General features: G+C 40.6%; 19 protein-coding genes. 7 read left to right on the top strand and 12 right to left on the bottom strand.

What is annotated here, in order from left to right; translation table 11 throughout:
- Nucleotides 1–89: 89 nt before the first annotated feature.
- The gene (locus ACQKMF_RS15820; RefSeq protein ID WP_063231991.1) at nucleotides 90–245 is read left to right on the top strand and encodes a YjcZ family sporulation protein; all 156 of its coding nucleotides are present in this window, start codon (nucleotides 90–92) and stop codon (nucleotides 243–245) included.
- 239 nt (nucleotides 246–484) lie between these two features.
- Nucleotides 485–1,039, top strand: a complete 555-nt coding sequence (def, locus tag ACQKMF_RS15815) for a peptide deformylase (RefSeq protein WP_101224532.1) — start codon at nucleotides 485–487, stop codon at nucleotides 1,037–1,039.
- 48 nt (nucleotides 1,040–1,087) lie between these two features.
- Here def and ACQKMF_RS15810 read toward each other — a convergent pair whose 3' ends face one another.
- Nucleotides 1,088–1,855, bottom strand: a complete 768-nt coding sequence (locus tag ACQKMF_RS15810) for a Cof-type HAD-IIB family hydrolase (protein WP_232782991.1) — start codon at nucleotides 1,853–1,855, stop codon at nucleotides 1,088–1,090.
- An 883-nt stretch (nucleotides 1,856–2,738) separates the two neighbouring features.
- On the opposite strand from ACQKMF_RS15810, the gene ACQKMF_RS15805 reads away from it, so the two are divergent.
- Nucleotides 2,739–2,948, top strand: a complete 210-nt coding sequence (locus tag ACQKMF_RS15805; RefSeq protein WP_034314070.1) for a DNA-dependent RNA polymerase subunit epsilon — start codon at nucleotides 2,739–2,741, stop codon at nucleotides 2,946–2,948.
- 3 nt (nucleotides 2,949–2,951) lie between these two features.
- The gene (gene rnjA, locus ACQKMF_RS15800) at nucleotides 2,952–4,622 is read left to right on the top strand and encodes a ribonuclease J1 (protein WP_034314071.1); all 1,671 of its coding nucleotides are present in this window, start codon (nucleotides 2,952–2,954) and stop codon (nucleotides 4,620–4,622) included.
- A gap of 741 nt (nucleotides 4,623–5,363) precedes the next feature.
- Here the strand turns inward: rnjA and ACQKMF_RS15795 are convergent.
- From ACQKMF_RS15795 to ACQKMF_RS15780, 4 genes are all read right to left on the bottom strand, one after another.
- Nucleotides 5,364–6,026, bottom strand: coding sequence for a potassium channel family protein (locus ACQKMF_RS15795; protein WP_284702805.1), 663 nt, complete (start codon nucleotides 6,024–6,026; stop codon nucleotides 5,364–5,366).
- A gap of 58 nt (nucleotides 6,027–6,084) precedes the next feature.
- Nucleotides 6,085–7,209: an N-acetyldiaminopimelate deacetylase gene (locus ACQKMF_RS15790; RefSeq protein ID WP_427574172.1), complete on the bottom strand. Its 1,125-nt coding sequence runs from the start codon at nucleotides 7,207–7,209 to the stop codon at nucleotides 6,085–6,087.
- A gap of 75 nt (nucleotides 7,210–7,284) precedes the next feature.
- On the bottom strand, nucleotides 7,285–7,995 hold the full coding sequence (gene dapD / locus ACQKMF_RS15785; RefSeq protein ID WP_230177595.1) for a 2,3,4,5-tetrahydropyridine-2,6-dicarboxylate N-acetyltransferase: 711 nt from the start codon (nucleotides 7,993–7,995) through the stop codon (nucleotides 7,285–7,287).
- 124 nt (nucleotides 7,996–8,119) lie between these two features.
- Nucleotides 8,120–9,004: a LysR family transcriptional regulator gene (locus ACQKMF_RS15780; RefSeq protein ID WP_063231999.1), complete on the bottom strand. Its 885-nt coding sequence runs from the start codon at nucleotides 9,002–9,004 to the stop codon at nucleotides 8,120–8,122.
- 113 nt (nucleotides 9,005–9,117) lie between these two features.
- On the opposite strand from ACQKMF_RS15780, the gene ACQKMF_RS15775 reads away from it, so the two are divergent.
- A complete protein-coding gene (locus tag ACQKMF_RS15775; protein ID WP_402941668.1) occupies nucleotides 9,118–9,855 on the top strand; it encodes a sulfite exporter TauE/SafE family protein in 738 nt (245 codons plus the stop codon).
- Between the two features lie 40 nt (nucleotides 9,856–9,895).
- Here ACQKMF_RS15775 and ACQKMF_RS15770 read toward each other — a convergent pair whose 3' ends face one another.
- From ACQKMF_RS15770 to ACQKMF_RS15755, 4 genes are all read right to left on the bottom strand, one after another.
- The gene (locus tag ACQKMF_RS15770) at nucleotides 9,896–11,401 is read right to left on the bottom strand and encodes an MDR family MFS transporter (protein ID WP_427573994.1); all 1,506 of its coding nucleotides are present in this window, start codon (nucleotides 11,399–11,401) and stop codon (nucleotides 9,896–9,898) included.
- 129 nt (nucleotides 11,402–11,530) lie between these two features.
- Nucleotides 11,531–11,971, bottom strand: a complete 441-nt coding sequence (cbpB, locus tag ACQKMF_RS15765; protein WP_402941664.1) for a cyclic-di-AMP-binding protein CbpB — start codon at nucleotides 11,969–11,971, stop codon at nucleotides 11,531–11,533.
- A 122-nt stretch (nucleotides 11,972–12,093) separates the two neighbouring features.
- Complete coding sequence (locus tag ACQKMF_RS15760; RefSeq protein WP_202190634.1) at nucleotides 12,094–12,240, bottom strand: hypothetical protein; 147 nt, start codon at nucleotides 12,238–12,240, stop codon at nucleotides 12,094–12,096.
- Between the two features lie 115 nt (nucleotides 12,241–12,355).
- Nucleotides 12,356–12,595 (bottom strand): YkuJ family protein, encoded by a 240-nt coding sequence (locus tag ACQKMF_RS15755; protein ID WP_034314086.1) that lies wholly within the window; start codon nucleotides 12,593–12,595, stop codon nucleotides 12,356–12,358.
- A 183-nt stretch (nucleotides 12,596–12,778) separates the two neighbouring features.
- On the opposite strand from ACQKMF_RS15755, the gene ACQKMF_RS15750 reads away from it, so the two are divergent.
- Together ACQKMF_RS15750 and ACQKMF_RS15745 are read left to right on the top strand one after the other, a co-directional pair.
- Entirely contained in the window at nucleotides 12,779–13,738 is a 960-nt protein-coding gene (locus tag ACQKMF_RS15750; RefSeq protein ID WP_427573991.1) for an MBL fold metallo-hydrolase, read from the top strand.
- A gap of 92 nt (nucleotides 13,739–13,830) precedes the next feature.
- Complete coding sequence (locus ACQKMF_RS15745; protein WP_061462251.1) at nucleotides 13,831–14,064, top strand: glutaredoxin family protein; 234 nt, start codon at nucleotides 13,831–13,833, stop codon at nucleotides 14,062–14,064.
- A 90-nt stretch (nucleotides 14,065–14,154) separates the two neighbouring features.
- On the opposite strand, the gene ACQKMF_RS15740 is transcribed toward ACQKMF_RS15745, so the two are convergent.
- From ACQKMF_RS15740 to ACQKMF_RS15730, 3 genes are all read right to left on the bottom strand, one after another.
- A complete protein-coding gene (locus ACQKMF_RS15740) occupies nucleotides 14,155–14,640 on the bottom strand; it encodes a DUF3993 domain-containing protein (RefSeq protein WP_157831112.1) in 486 nt (161 codons plus the stop codon).
- Between the two features lie 182 nt (nucleotides 14,641–14,822).
- Nucleotides 14,823–15,050 (bottom strand): hypothetical protein, encoded by a 228-nt coding sequence (locus tag ACQKMF_RS15735; protein ID WP_101224523.1) that lies wholly within the window; start codon nucleotides 15,048–15,050, stop codon nucleotides 14,823–14,825.
- A gap of 74 nt (nucleotides 15,051–15,124) precedes the next feature.
- A complete protein-coding gene (locus ACQKMF_RS15730) occupies nucleotides 15,125–16,330 on the bottom strand; it encodes an EAL domain-containing protein (protein ID WP_241590442.1) in 1,206 nt (401 codons plus the stop codon).
- Nucleotides 16,331–16,346: the final 16 nt, after the last annotated feature.

Genomic DNA, 16,346 nt, shown 5'->3' with positions numbered 1-16,346 from the left:
CCCTTTAAACCATACTGCATAGGCTGTAGGGACCGTTTCAAATCAGAGTGGTCAGCATTTTAATAATACAAAAACGGAGGTATGAAATTATGTATGGAGGTTCCAACCAGGAATGTTGTTATCCGGTTTCCGTTGCACCCAGCTATGGTTATGGTGATGGTGGAGGCTGCGGCTTTGGAAGCGGCTTCGCCATAATCATTGTCCTGTTCATTCTGCTAATCATTGTCGGCGCGTGTTTATGCTAAGCAGGTAATTACTATTACCTTTACCCGAAAATGTTAACTATTTACCCTGATTCACAAAAAATGATTTATTTTTTTAAATAGACCTCAACAGGCAATAAAATAATGGTTGGAATAGGAATTAATCGATTTGATTCCATTCCTTCCATTTTTCTTTAATTAGGCCATCCATTAACTTTCAGCATTTTTTTTGTTAAAATAACCCTATACATATTATTAGAATTTTTATGGGGTGAGAGATTATGCTAACCATGGATGATTTTGTTAATGAAGACGACCCAATCTTAAGGCAAGTAGCGGTAGAGGTTCCGCTTCCGGCATCATTTGAAGATAAACAACTTTTAGCCAGCCTGATGGAATATGTCCAAAACAGCCAGAAGCCCGATATTGCTGCTATATATGGGTTAAGGGCAGGAATTGGCCTGGCTGCACCTCAAGTGAATGTTTCAAAAAGGATGATTGCAGTACATTTGAAAGAAAAAGATGATCAACTGTATAGCTATGCACTTTTCAACCCTAAACTCATTAGCCATTCAGTGGAAAAAGCATACTTGACATCCGGAGAAGGCTGCCTTTCCGTAAATCGTCCCGTTTCTGGCTACGTGCCACGTTATGCTCGAATAACGGTTGTGGGTACGGACCTGGAAGGAAAATCGGTTCAACTCCGCCTGAAAGGCATCGCAGCAATTTGTTTTCAACATGAAATCGACCACCTTAATGGAATCATGTTCTATGATCATATCAACCCGGAAGACCCTTATGCCATTCCGGAAAATTCCATTGCGGTGGAAAGGTAACGTAATAAGCAAAACCCCCGCCTGTTGGTGGACGGGGGTTTTGTTTTTTTATATCAATTCAAGCTCCTTCAAACCAAAAAGTATGCCATCATCATCGACATCCTTCGTTACAAAGTCGGCCTCTTGCTTCACAAGTTGACCGGCATTCCCCATTGCCACGCCATATCCCGCTACTTTTAACATCTCTATATCATTTAAGCCATCTCCAAAAGCGTAAACATCCTCCAGAGCAAACCCGACTTTTTCCATTAATATTTTAATGCCTTCAGCTTTCGAACCCCCGAATGGAAGTACATCCGTCGAATACTCATGCCATCTAATGAAGTGAAAGTCATCATAATTCCCAACAAAGTTCCCTTCTTCATCTTCCGAGCAGAATAATAACGCTTGGTATATATCATGGTCCTCATAAAAATCTGCCACATGTTCAGGATGGGGAAACTTCAGGCTGCTTAATGCCTCTTCAATTCGGCTATGATGAGGAACACTCGATTTCATTGTCTCCTCATTCATGAAAACGATCGGGATTTCATTTTTTTCAGCATGTTCGTGGAGCCGTTTTATTTCAGGTATGCTCAAAGGGTTTTTATAAACGACTTTCCCTTCAAAAACAACATATTGTCCATTGAAACTTACGAATGTATCGATGCCAAGCTCTTCCCTTAAGGACTCGAACATGAAGGGAGCCCTTCCTGTGGCAATCGCTACAAAAACCCCGCTATCCTGCAGTTGCTTTATGGCTTTTTTTGTTGAAGCAGGTAACTTTTTTTCATGATCAAGCAATGTTCCGTCAATATCAAAGAATACGATTTTCACTAACGATTCACTTCCAATTCATTCATTTTTTCCTTTTTTAATATGTACCCATTTAATAATTGTCATCAAGATAAGTCAAGTAACTCTACCGTATCCAACTCAAAGTTACGTTTTTTATTCAGGAATGGGCATATACTATTCTTAATTAGAAACCAGCTAAGGCTTTCCAGATTACACTTCTCCCACCCTTCTTGCCTCTAAAATCCCAGTTGCTTGTTTGAATGAGCCTTTTTTTTCAAAAATGGGCCAAGTACCTGTAAAGACGTATTTACATTATTGAATAATCCTATACAATAATAACTAAGGGAGCGTGATCGCCATGTTAAAAAAGCTTCGTAAAAAGCTTGTTAAACAGTGGAATGATCTTTTAAGAAAAAAATCTATCGCATGATTTGCCACTCATTCCTGCCTTGGCCGTCATCCATATGCGAATTTTTTTCGGACAGCCCTTCAAAAACTTGCGGAGGGCTTCTTCCTTGTTGTAAAGTTCTTGTTAAGCATTCTTTCTTGGCTTTTATATGGTCAGGTGAATACATATTTCAATCAAAATATGAGTCGTTGTCTTTTCATGAAACGCTGTACACAGTGATACTATATTAATTTAGAAAGAAATCGTTTGCGAAAAAAAGATCAGATGATTTAAGTTTTACACATGGCAAAAACGGATAGGATATAAGATAGAGGAAGCTACAATCGGGTTGATACCAAATCTGCCATCTATTTTTTTATATACTTTTAGACATTGGTATATTTAATTCATCAAACCCCTTCCGTTTTTATGGCGGAGCTGGGTTTATTTTTACATGATGTTGAAAAACATGAAAAAATTGTTGTTTTTATATATAATGAAAAAAGCAATGCAAACAAGTGAGGAGAGATTAAAATGGTTTTTAAGGTATACTATCAAGTAACCATATCAGAGGTTCCCATCAGGGAGAATACTAAAACAATGTTTGTCGAAGGTGAATCCGTTCGTGACGTCCGTTTAAAACTAAAAAAAGAACCTTATAACGTAGAAATCGTACTACCCGTAACCGGAGCATATTTAGAATATGAAAAACAAAATGAAGATTACAAAGTATTGGAGCTATAATTTATGAAATTTGTAAAAAACGATCAAACAGCTGTATTCGCCCTGGGCGGTTTAGGCGAAATCGGTAAGAACACATATGCTGTTCAGTTTCAAGATGAAATCATCATCATTGATGCTGGAATTAAATTTCCTGAAGATGAACTTCTCGGTATTGACTATGTGATTCCAGATTACAGCTATTTAGAGAAAAATGTAGATAAAATTAAAGGTGTTTTCATTACCCATGGTCATGAAGACCATATTGGCGGGATTCCTTATTTACTTAGAAAAGTGAATGTCCCTGTATACGGCGGGAAGCTGGCACTTGGACTGCTTCGTAATAAATTGGAAGAACACGGCCTTTTACGTCAGACAACCATGATTGAAATCAGTGAAGATGAAGTGATCAAGTTCCGGAAGACGTCCGTTTCTTTCTTCCGCACAACTCACAGTATCCCTGATTCTTATGGGATCGTCGTTAAAACGCCACCTGGACAAATTGTCCATACTGGTGATTTTAAATTCGACTTCACACCAGTGGGCGAGCCTGCTAACCTGACCAAGATGGCGGAAATCGGTAAAGAAGGCGTATTGTGCTTACTCTCGGATAGCACAAATAGTGAAGTGCAGAACTTTACTATGTCCGAAAGCCGTGTCGGCGATACCATTCAAGACATTTTCCGTAAGGTTGACGGCCGGATCATTTTTGCAACGTTTGCATCGAACATCCATCGCCTTCAGCAAGTTGTGGAAGCAGCCGTGGCTAACGGACGTAAAATAGCCGTTTTTGGCCGGAGCATGGATTCAGCCATATCAATTGGACAAGATCTTGGTTATATCGTAGCGCCTAAAGATACATTTATTGATGTACAGCAATTGAATCGCATGCCTGCGAATAAAGTAACCATCCTTTGTACAGGCAGCCAAGGCGAACCAATGGCAGCGCTGTCGCGCATAGCGAATGGCACTCACCGCCAAATTCAAATCATCCCTGGTGATACTGTCGTATTTTCTTCTTCACCTATCCCAGGTAACACAATCAGTGTTTCCAGAACGATCAATCAATTATATCGTGCAGGAGCAGACGTCATTTCAGGTCCTTTGAATGACATTCATACATCGGGGCATGGAGGACAGCAGGAACAAAAGCTAATGCTTCGCTTGATAAAACCAAAATTCTTCATGCCAATCCATGGTGAATACCGTATGCAAAAACTTCATGCCCGCCATGCAGTCGATTGCGGAGTTCCGGAAGAAAATTGCTTTATCATGGATAATGGTGAAGTTCTTTCCTTAAGTGAAAACACAGCACAAATCGCTGGTAAAATCCCTTCAGGTTCGGTTTATATCGATGGAAGCGGCATCGGGGATATCGGTAATATCGTTCTCCGAGATCGTCGGATTCTTTCCGAGGAAGGTCTTGTCGTCGTCGTTGTCAGCATCAATATGAAGGAATTCAAAATCGCATCGGGTCCTGACATCATTTCACGCGGATTTGTTTATATGAGAGAATCTGGAGACCTGATCAGCGATGCTCAATCCTTGATCACCAAGCATCTAAATAAGGTGATGGATCGCAAAACTACACAATGGTCTGAAATCAAAAATGAAATTACAGACACTCTATCTCCATTCCTATATGAAAAAACTAAACGCCGTCCGATGATCCTACCAATCATCATGGAAGTGCAATAAATAATAGAAGAAGCCCAGCCATCATTTGGCTGGGCTTTTTTTGTTTGGGTTTGTAAATCTCGAACGTTGAATTCACTCCAGGCACTCGCTTTCCACGGGCTTCCGGGAGCCTCCTCGGCGCCTGTGGGGTCTCACCTTGGCCGCGGTACTCCGCAGGAGTCTAGAGAACACTCGCACCAATCAACTTTGTTTTAACAGTAGATAGAACTCTTTTTGCCTACAGTCTTTTTTATTTTATAAAAGGAGTATTAAAACTTGTGGTGATAAGGATGCTTGAATAGATTTTCTATCCCATCTTAATGGAAAGCTTCCGAAAGTAAACTGATAAGAAGCATGTATTTGTTGATTCCACACTGTGGAAAGCCAGTGCCGGAAACACGAGCCTATCAGTACGCCTTCAAGAAGAAATAAACCAAAATAGAGAGTATAAATCATCCAAACCCATTTGTACGACTTGTTCACTTTTATCACAGTGTACAGAAAGTAAAGATCATTATGTCGATGTAAAATCTATATATGCGAAACGCAAAGAAACAATATTGCGTGTAATTGCAGATGTAAAAGAAAAGAATGGTTTTCGTAGGACTGCTTAAGGGAATTAAAAAATTGTCATGCAGTCTATTTCTCTATAACTACTTCAAATCCAATTTAAAAAACAAAAAAGGTTCGGTATGAGACTATTCCGAAACCTTTTTGTTTTCCTTTGATAAAAGCGCTGCTCGATTTTATCAGGACGCTTGCTTATTCCACAATTTTTTTTTCAAAGCGATTGATGTCCGAATCCGCGCCGATGACGATCAATATATCACCCTTATGAATTAAATCGCTCGCCTGCGGGGAGACATTTATTTCGTTCCCTCTTTTGATCGCGACGATATTCAGCCCATAGTGAGCACGGATATCAAGGTCAAATATCGAGTTTCCATTCATCTTTTGGCTGGCAACAATTTCGACGATGGAGTGTTCATCAGAAAGCTCCAAATAATCGAGAATATTATTGGAGACGATATTATGGGCAATCCTTCTCCCCATATCTCGTTCGGGATGCACGACAAAATCGGCCCCGATTTTCCGGAGAACCTTCTCATGATAATCATTTTGCGCTTTAACCGTTACATTTCCGACACCCAATTCCTTAAGCATGAGGGTCGTCAATATACTAGCTTGAATATTCTCGCCAATCGCTACAATGACGTGATCAAAATTACGAATACCTATGTTTCTCAGCACATTTTCATCTGTAGTATCCCCTACAACGGCATGTGAAGCTATCCTGGCAAATTCATTCACTCGATCTTCGTCAGCATCGATGGCCAGAACCCCTAATCCTTCTTCAGCTAATGTCCTGACTATGCTGCCTCCAAAACGGCCAAGTCCAATCACCGCAAATTCTTTTTTCACAATAAGCCCTCCAACGTGATTCGTTCTCTCTTTAGAGCATGTTCTGTACTGAAAAGCATTTTTACGCTTCGCTTCCTTTAAACGTTATATATTCCGTCAAGTGATTGATCGCGAGTTCAATCGCTTTTTCATCAGGACTTAACTTGGCGTGGTGCAATCCGTATTCCGATGCAACCCCCAGCCAGAACATGAATCCTGGAATCTCCTTTAACATATATCCAAAATCTTCACCGGTCATCGCTTCAGTACAACAATGCAAATGGACAGCGTTTGACTTCTCTGTAAATTCCATGAATTCCCTGGTCAACCGTTCTTCATTATATACCTGGTGATACATTGCTCCATAGTCGATATCAGCCAAGCACTCATATCCCACTTGTATACCATCCACAAGCGCTTTTATTCTTGACTTGACCTTTACCATCGATTCGGGGTTAAGGGTGCGTATTGTGCCTTCTAACCGTGCTGTCTCCGCAATAATGTTTTGAACGGTGCCTCCAGTAATCTTCCCAACTGTAATGACAGCTGAATCAAGTGGATTGACATTCCTTGAAACGATTGTTTGCAGCTGCCCTACAAGCGAGCAGGCCGCAATGACCATGTCATTTGTTTCATGCGGATAGGCTGCATGCCCCCCTTTTCCCCTCAAATCGATGAATAATTCAGATGTATTGGCAAATAGAAGCCCTTCTTTAACGGCAATCGTACCAACTGGATACTCTGGAGCAATATGTAAAGCAAGGATCATGTCCGGCTTCCATTTTTTCATGGTTTCCGATTTAAGCATTGGTTCAGCTCCTCCAGGCCCCTCTTCTGCAGGCTGGAAAATGAATAGCAAGTCATCATCAATCGGATTTTCAGTGAAATATGTCAATAACCCCAAACCTATGCTCATATGAAAATCATGACCGCAGGCATGCATATATTCCTCGTGGTTGGATGTGAACGGCAATCCGGTTTCCTCTTTTATCGGCAGACCGTCAATATCAGCCCGGTAGCCAATAGTTTTTCGCGGATTCCTTCCCTTCACTTTCACGAATATCCCAGTCCGCCAAGTTTCGATTTCCATTCGCTCCTGGGCAAGGTTCGTTATGTAATTCAGTAGGTATTGCTGCGTTTTGAATTCCTTGAATCCTATCTCCGGTATTTGATGCAAATCACGCCGGATCTCGGCAAACGGATTTATTTTCACGTTATTCCCTCCCTATACAGAAAGCGTGGATATAGTTATCCACGCTTCAGGCAATATTCACTAAAGAAATTAAAGTTGACGAAGTTCTTGCATGATTTCTGTTTTTGATTTTGTTTTTTCGTCAATTTGTTTAATGACCCTCGCCGGGATACCAGCAGCCACGGAATATGGAGGAACGTCTTTCGTTACAACTGCACCAGCAGCCACAACGGAACCTTCACCGATTTTGACACCTTCCAGTACGACCGCATTGGCTCCGATTAACACATCATCTTCCAAAATGACCGGTTGTGCGGAAGGCGGCTCGATCACACCTGCTAAAACGGCACCTGCACCTACGTGACAGTTTTTGCCCACTGTTGCACGTCCGCCCAGTATTGCGTTCATGTCGATCATTGTACCTTCACCGATAACAGAACCAATATTGATTGATGCACCCATCATGATGACTGCGTTGTCTCCAATGGATACTTGGTCACGGATTATTGCACCAGGCTCGATACGGGCTTTGATGCCTTTTAGGTCCAATAAAGGAATGGCAGAGTTACGACGATCATTTTCAACTACATAATCCTCGATTTTTGTTCCTGCTGCCTTGATTGCTTCTTCGACTTCAGACCACTCACCGAATACAACCCCTGTATTTCCTGTAATGAAAGTTTTAGAAGCTGGACCAAAATCCATGCCTTCTAAATCGCCTTTCACATATACCTTTACAGGTGTAGATTTTTTACTATTTGAGATAAAAGAAATAATTTCGTGTGCATCCATTTTATTCATTCCGGGTAAACCTCCTAAATATGTATCATTACTCGTTTTAAATTTACCAGACAACAGCCGGCAAGACAAGTTGAATGTCACTCTTATATATTATTCTGCCCTATTGACATTTTCGTAGGCGGACCTATAACATTCCTTGGTCACGAATATGCTCTTTCACCACTTCCGTGAATGCCTGGACTTGCTTTAACTGAAAGGCAGATTCATAGCCGCAAAGCCATGTATCACGTTCGATTGAGTGGTTATGCCCATCCAGTAGAGGGATTTTAAAAACATTCGTATCTTTATCATGTAAAGTGATGGCTGGCAGGATCGCATATCCTATACCATTAAACACCATTTGTTTGCATGTTTCGATTTGATCCACGACTATGGTGTTTTTTGGTGTCGTTTTAAATTGCCGATGCCACCAGTCCTGGATTTCCTGGTAATAATTAGAATCGCTTTTAAACTGAATGAATGGCCGGTCCGTTTCGAACACTTGATTCAGTTCCTTCATTTCAGTATCCACCAAATAAAGCATATCCGTGAATAAATGCTGTTTTACCCCTTTCCAATCCGGGGCTCCCCTTATGATGCCAATATGCACTTGCCCTTCATACAAAGACTTTAAAATCTCACTGCTCCAGCCAGTGATCAAGGAAATTTTGGCATACGGGTATTTTTGGACGAACTTTTTCAATACTTGCGGCAGCCAATTTTGACCGACAATCGAGGCGCAGGCTATCTTCAAGGTCCCATATACTTCATGGTCCATAGCTTGGATACTTTCCCTGACCTTTTCTTCTTTTTCTATGACTTCATTGGCCAAACGAATTACCGCTTCGCCTGCTGGCGTCAGTGACAGCCCTTTTTGTGAACGCAAAAACAGTTTCGAGCCCCAATCCTTTTCTATTGATTGTAAACGCTGAGATAAAGCAGGCTGGGAAACGAACAGCCGCTCAGCCGCTTTTCTCATATTCATTTCCTGAGCAAGCACGGATAATAAATGAAATTCTGAAAATGACATACACACCAACCTCTTGATAATCAAATCTTATCATGATGAATTAATTTATTTAAATTTTATTATCAACAAAGTCGGCTTATAATACAAGTGAAAAGAAACGGAGTGGATATCCTTTGACGATCATTTTATTGCTTGTCATCAGTTTTGCAGCATCCTTTGTCGGCACATTGGCCGGGAGTGGCGGTCTTATCGGCATGCCATCCCTTTTGTTGATAGGTTTACCCATCCACCAGGTTATTGGTTCAGTCAAGTTTTCCAATATGTTTTCTTCTTTTTCCAGTTTTTATATTTTATTCAAGCAGAAACAGTTAAAACTGAAGGATGCCCTCCAGTTAATCCCATTTGCCCTTTTCGGTGGCTTCTTTGGCGGGCTGCTTGCTAATTCATTCTCTGAAAAGGCGATGAATCTATTGGCCATCTGTCTTTTGACTGTCGCTTTGATCATGAATTTCATAAAAAAACCGAAACCTTCCGGTGAAGCGGATTGGCATCTCCCAAAAAAGGTTTACCCATCCCTATTCGGAATCAGTGTTTATGACGGTATGTTCGGACCGGGACAGGCAACCATGCTCATGTATACCTTTTTAAGAAATGGGGCCACCTACCTTCAATCCCTGGCTTTTACTAGATTCCAAACTTTCATTAGCTGTACAGCTGCATTCATCACCTATTTCCTTGCCGGTAACATTGCCTGGGAGATCGCCATTTATTACACGATAGGTTCCCTGATCGGATCACAGCTGGCCCTGCGGGTGGCTCAAAAAATCTCCACTCGACAATTGAAATTCATTTTACATTCGGTCACGATCGCATTATTGATTCAATTGATCATCAGAGTCGCGTTTCCTTAAAAAAAGGCAAACTCCATTTAAAGAGTCTGCCTTTTTTTTCCTATGCCTTCTTATTTTTTCTTAATCTCGTAAGTAACAGGAAGCTGATTATAGAGAAGACTAGAACAATGAGATAAATCGTCTGCAGTGACAATGTAAGTCCTTCCTGTAAAACCTTCACCACATTTTCAGGAAGCGACATGCGTTCTTCACTGTTCAACAGTTTGTTAGCCGTATTTATCGTCACTCCCGAGCCGGAAGGCGCATGCTCGTTCAAATAGGCTTGAAGTCTCATATTCATGATTCCTCCAAGCAATGCGGCACCTACCGTATTACCTAAATTACGCATAAACATATTGGAAGCTGTCGCAATGCCCCTGCGTTCCCAGCTAACTGTTTTTTGAATGACGACAATGAATGAGGTAGAAGTCAACCCCATGCCTACACCGACAAAGAATGATCCCATGGCAGCAATCAGTGGCCCGGCCTCCGGCTTCATCCATACTAGGATCAAACTCCCAAGGACCAATGAGCACCCTCCAAGGAGGGAGGTTGATTTGAATCCTATTTTCATCAATAACCTGCCTGAGATCATTGATGCGATCGGCCAGCCAATCGACATGGCTGTCAATGTAAAACCAGCTACCGTGGGTGAGCGCTCCATCACGCCCTGAACGAATGTCGGGAGGAAACTTGATAATCCAATCATCATCACCCCTGTCGTCAGGGATACAAGGTTCGCAATCAGAATCGAACGCTCCTGCCAAATTTCAAATGGCATCATCGGTTCGGCCGCTTTCTTTTCCTGAAGGATGAATAAGATGAAGGTGATGATGGCCACTAATGCCAAGGAAATGACCGGAGCTGAAGCCCATGACCATTTCACTCCTCCTTCTACGAGTATCACCATGAGAGTGGATATGGATAACGTCAATAGCGCTGCACCCAGGTAATCGATATCACGTTTTTTCTTTTCGATTTTTTCATGAAGGAAAATCCAAATCCCAATAAAAGATAATAAGCCCAAAGGAACATTAACCCAAAAGACAAGCTTCCATGTCAGGGATTCAACGAGCACGCCGCCCAAAGCGGGTCCCATGACCGCTGAAATGCCCCAAACGCTCGATAGATACCCTTGAACGCGGGCCCTCTCTTCATTTTTATAAATATCACCAACAATCGTCGAAGCTACAGGAGCTACAGCTCCCGCCCCGAATCCTTGTACAAAGCGATAAATGATGAGTTCCGTCATGGATTCGGCAAAGCCGCAAAGAATGGAGCCAATTAAAAAGACAACGATTCCAAACAATAAGACAGGTTTTCTTCCGAGAATATCCGATAGCTTACCATAAATCAAGACTGTTACGGCGTTCATTAGCAAATAACTTGAAAACACCCAGCTGTAAAGTGAAAAACCACCTAAATCACTTACAATGGCTGGCATTGCCGTCGAAACGATCGTTCCTTCAATAGCATTCATAAACATAGCCAACATGATGGCAGCTAGTATGAAGGGACGTTTCAATTTTTTATTCTGCACTTTTGCACTATCCACTGCTTGGCCCAATTCCCGCATCCTCCCCTTAGACCTTAATTGTTTTTATAGACTTTACCACTAGCTGGTTAGAATATGTAAAAAAACAAGAAAACTCGCCAACTGGCGAGTCTTGAGGTTAACCATCATTTTATGCCCTGCTTATTTATCAGGTGTATTTTGTTTAAATACCTTTTTCATGATTGCCCTTCTCGTTAAGATACCTTCAAATACATGTTCGTCATTCTCTACACAGACAAACGGATGATCAATCAACAATTCCACACCCTTGGTCAATGTATCTTCAATATGCAGGCGAGGTATTTCTATATTCATTATTTCGGAAACTTTTTTATTCTCAAGATTATCAAATTCAATTCGCTCCAGTCCCAAGATTGAATCAAGAATGACTGGTGTGCTAATTAAACCATGCAGTTTATACATCGGATCTAACACAGGAATGGCCGTATAACCGCTCTTTGTTAATACCAATAGTGCATGTTCTAAATTATTGGTTACCTGCACGTGGGCCACGCGTTCAGAAGAAATCATTAAGTCTTTAACGCTGGTTTCCAATAAATCCCCATCATGAGTACCGATCATGTTAAAACCCCTTACCATATGTTTTTATATACAGCTCTTTCTATAGTTTAACATATGTAAGCGGAAAAGGCTCATTCCTAGACCAATAAAATCCCAATCGGCGGGATTTCCGCAATAGACCCTTAGCCCTTACTAGTTTTGATGTTAACCTGTTTAAAACCGCATTCCGGGCATTGGTAAATCACATTTTGGTTGGATTGTGCGGTTAATACATTTTCCATTTCCCTTTCCTCACCGCATGCCGGGCATATTACCATTGGATTTTTCATTTACATCCCTCCAATTAATAAGATGTCGTAAAAATCACTACTTCATTCAAGTAAAAATTGACCGGTTAAAAATAAAAAAGCCGCTTCCAATGGAAGGCGGCTTTTTGTGATTTTTTTAAGATTGAAGAAGATCAAAGATTTCAATGGTAATCATATCAATATTATCGAATTGATATTTAGATGATTTCCCTTTATCACTGTATACTTCAAGCTCGAACATTTCTGTTTTGCTGAAATATGTAACCTGGCACTTTTTCACACCATCTATTTCAAAAAAACGTTGAGCAGATTCAGATTCCTTCGCTTGCTCTTGAAGACTTTTCAATCTGGTAAGGATGCCCTGTAATTGAGACATACTCCCTCTCCTTTCTGAATAAAACCTTTTCGATAGGTTTCACTATACCATACTTTTCTATCCAGTAGCCACGCTGAAATAAATTCAGAATAATTTAAAACTTCATTCTTTACATGGCACTATTAACAGAATAAAATAAGGAATGGATTTTGTACATGAAAAATTTTCTGGGGGTAGATTCTGTTGCAAAACATTAGTGAGCTTGGATATCGCATTTCATTGATTGATGGTTTTGATTTGGATAGAAGAAATCGTACAGGAACATATGTAATTGCCGATGAAGACATCACCTTAGTCGAAACTTCTGCCAGCCCTTCCATCCCCCACTTAATGAAGGGGCTCGAACATTTGGGTATCGCCCTCGAAGATATTACATATATCATTCTTACCCATATTCATTTGGACCATGCAGGCGGAGCTGGACTTTTTTTACAACATTGTCCGAATGCGAAAGTGATCGTCCACCCAAAAGGCGCACGGCATCTAGAAGATCCAACACGTTTGATCGCTGGGGCTAAAGCGGTCTATGGTGAAGAATTCAACAAGCTTTTCAATCCGATATTACCTATTCCAATAGATAGAATCCTGACTAAACATGATAGGGAATCGCTAAAAACAAGTGAAAATTCCAAGTTGACCTTTTATGACACGCCAGGACACGCTAACCATCATTTAAGCATTTTCGATTCAGTTTCAAAAGGGATGTTTTCAGGTGACACCGTAGGCATCTATTATCGTGAACTCGATGAAGAAGGTTTGGAATTTTACTTACCGTCCACATCGCCAAGCCAATTTAATCCCGATGCGATGCTTGCTGCAGCGGAATTGTATGAAAGCATCGGCGTCGAACGTATATATTTTGGTCATTACGGGGTATCGGAAAATCCTAAGGAAGTCTATAAACAACTTCATTACTGGCTGCCTAAATTCGTGGAGACTGCCAAATCGGCATATAGGGAATATGCTGGCTTCGAGGAACAAGTGGCAGCTACCAGTAAAAATATTTTCACGGAGGTCGCTGTTCATTTAAGCGAAAAGGGAATCACCGCTGATCATCCTGTTTTTGATATCATTGCCATGGACCTTAACGTTTGTTCCATGGGATTGATAGACTACCTGATAAAACAGGATAAAGATCGGTAGAATGGTCCTTAAGGTTTTTTCCTATTCAAATGTCTTGGTATTCTCTATAATGAAAAAGTAAACCTTACCTAAAGCATACATGGAGGAATGAAATGAAAGACGTTACGCTCTATACCCAACCTGATTGCCCTCCCTGCAAAATCATGAAAATGTTCTTTGATGATAATAATGTCGTATACAAAGAAAAAGATATTAAAGCGGATGGGCATGCACGAAAAGAACTAACGAATAAATATGGCGCCTATTCCACACCGACGGTCGTCATCGATGGGAAAGCCATTATTGGTTTTGAATTGGACGAAATAAAGAAAGAACTGAATATATAACAAAAAGTCCAGGGAAGGCTGTAACCTTCCCTGGACTTTTTCATTTCAGCCTCTATACCTTTCACTTTGAAGGACTTTCTTCTAAATCCCTTATTCCATTTTTTCACTTCCATACTTTACGTCCATTATCTTCCAAACCCCATTTTCCTTTTTCAAAGTAACTGATTCAACATGTTTTTCCATCGATACAGGTCCGTCCCCTGTGTCCTGGAATTCCTCTTGAACATAAATGAAGTCACCGTTTTTCCCATATATAATTTCCGTATTTTTGTCGTAGCTGAAAAATGGGATATAATATGGTGCGAAATCTGATCCAAATGCGGTATAACCGCCATCGACTTTCACTACATTCGCTTGGACGAACTTCTCGATGAAGTCATCTGTGAAATGTTTATCCAACTTCCCTTCAATCGCTTCCTTAGTACGTACTTCCTCACTGATCGAGCCTTGATTCTCCATGGCATCCTGTACTAAGGATAATACTTCCTCTCTATGTAAGCCCTCCGCTGAAGCAGTGAACCCTCCACTTAAAAATAAAAGGACGCTGGCAAGACATGCAACTAAATATTTACTCATTACAATCATCTCCTAATTATAGAATTTCTCCTAATGATTCGGATTTTTGCCCATGTCTTTCAATACCCGTCAAGATCAAAGCCAAACTACAAAAATTAATTTCTCCGTTAGACCTTGAAACCATTGCCCATTCTTCACAATAAAAAAGAAGATTTCATGATATTGAAATCTTCTTCTTACACCTATCGAAAAGCATAGTAAAAAATAAAACCGGCAACCAAAATCGTCCCAACTAAAAGAGAAACTAATATCGGGTTCTTTAAATAAGGATGTTCTTTAACTGTATCATCGATAGTCGAATCATATCTGGCTTTCACTTTCTGTGCCCTTGCCACAGAATAAGTATAAAAGAGCAGATATAACGCCATGACTGTAACGATTATGATTAGAATCCAGATGTACGTGCTCAAAATATGTCTCCTCCAAGCGCATCATTTCTGCTTATCGTTACACATTTAAAGCGATTATATTCATGAATCGTTTTTTATAACAATGCTTCATTTTCATATAAATAACTATAAGAAAGATCACAGAAAATGTATTCCTTATTATTCAGGGGATATGAAAAGGTCCGAATGGTTTCTCCCGTTTCGATATCACTGTATAAATCGGATAGTATTCCTGTTTTCCGATTACGCATCTTTACGATATTTTCGAGAAAGTAAGGTCTCCAGCTCCAATTTTTATTCATATAGCTCGGTTGGACTAACCATTGCCCGTCCTTATGGAGGATATTGGGAGATTTTTGATACCCTTCTTCATCACAAATATAAAGCCGGAAACATACGGAATCCAACTTTTTCGCCAAAACTCCGAGAAACTCTTCATGGGAGCCGGCCCGTTTATGCTGCTTTAAGAAGTTTTGCATATTCTCGTTGAATTGCAAAGTCTTTTGATAAACGGCTTCAAGCTTCTTGGTCTCTAAAGAAATGAAAGACTGACATTCTTGATGGAATTTTTCACGAAGTAAATCTTTATTAATGAACTCGCCTTCCGGTTTCGCCAAAAAATACCCTTGATAATATCGTCCCCCATTCTTCCATGCAAAGCGAAGCTGGTATTCGGACTCAATGTTTTCAAATAGTAAATTGGCGCCGATTTTTCGTGCAAGCATGCTTAGAGAAAACAGGATGACCTGATAGGCATCTCCACCTGAAATGCGAAGCTGGTCCAGGTTAACTTTTAAAATATTCGGAGAAATCTGTGCGATTCGGTCCAATTGCGTATCTTCCCCTAAATGATCTAAAGCTATCTTAATCCCATATGTTTTAAAGTAAGCAAGCACATGCTGCAAAGGATCTAAGTTTTCCGGACTGATCGTGTCTGATAATTCCAGCACGATCCGGTGCATTTCCTCCGGTTGAAAATGACGATGTAATATCTCCATGAATTCTTCGCCATGATCCAGCATAAGCAAATTAGGATCTCTGTTGATAAAGATAAGAAAATCTTCACCATAGTCTTTTATTCTCTCCAAGGCAATTTCAAGTACGTAATTATCCACTTCCACCCTATACTCTTCCGGCACTGCAGAATCGTGAAAAAAAGGGCCAAGACTTTTATATTCCGCCTGTTCCTCATAGCGCCCTAGAATTTCATACCCGATTACCTGATGTTGATCTGCACTGAAAATCGGTTGAAAGAATGGTGTCACCTTGTCTAAATTCTTTAATATCTTTTCTGTATCCATGATGCATCTTCCCCCT

The sequence above is a fragment of the Peribacillus sp. NPDC101480 genome, from assembly GCF_050277335.1.
Lineage (GTDB): Bacteria > Bacillota > Bacilli > Bacillales > DSM-1321 > Peribacillus.
The sequence above is the reverse complement of the archived record's forward strand: the minus strand, read 5'-3'. Positions and strand labels throughout refer to the sequence as shown.

Coding starts and splice junctions, on each gene's coding strand:
- ACQKMF_RS15820 (WP_063231991.1), top strand. CDS start 90: ATGTATGGAGGTTCCAACCAGGAATGTTGTTATCCGGTTTCCGTTGCA.
- def (WP_101224532.1), top strand. CDS start 485: ATGCTAACCATGGATGATTTTGTTAATGAAGACGACCCAATCTTAAGG.
- ACQKMF_RS15805 (WP_034314070.1), top strand. CDS start 2,739: ATGGTTTTTAAGGTATACTATCAAGTAACCATATCAGAGGTTCCCATC.
- rnjA (WP_034314071.1), top strand. CDS start 2,952: ATGAAATTTGTAAAAAACGATCAAACAGCTGTATTCGCCCTGGGCGGT.
- dapD (WP_230177595.1), bottom strand. CDS start 7,995: ATGAATAAAATGGATGCACACGAAATTATTTCTTTTATCTCAAATAGT.
- ACQKMF_RS15780 (WP_063231999.1), bottom strand. CDS start 9,004: ATGTCATTTTCAGAATTTCATTTATTATCCGTGCTTGCTCAGGAAATG.
- cbpB (WP_402941664.1), bottom strand. CDS start 11,971: ATGATCGGTACTCATGATGGGGATTTATTGGAAACCAGCGTTAAAGAC.
- ACQKMF_RS15760 (WP_202190634.1), bottom strand. CDS start 12,240: ATGAAAAATCCAATGGTAATATGCCCGGCATGCGGTGAGGAAAGGGAA.
- ACQKMF_RS15755 (WP_034314086.1), bottom strand. CDS start 12,595: ATGTCTCAATTACAGGGCATCCTTACCAGATTGAAAAGTCTTCAAGAG.
- ACQKMF_RS15745 (WP_061462251.1), top strand. CDS start 13,831: ATGAAAGACGTTACGCTCTATACCCAACCTGATTGCCCTCCCTGCAAA.
- ACQKMF_RS15740 (WP_157831112.1), bottom strand. CDS start 14,640: ATGAGTAAATATTTAGTTGCATGTCTTGCCAGCGTCCTTTTATTTTTA.
- ACQKMF_RS15730 (WP_241590442.1), bottom strand. CDS start 16,330: ATGGATACAGAAAAGATATTAAAGAATTTAGACAAGGTGACACCATTC.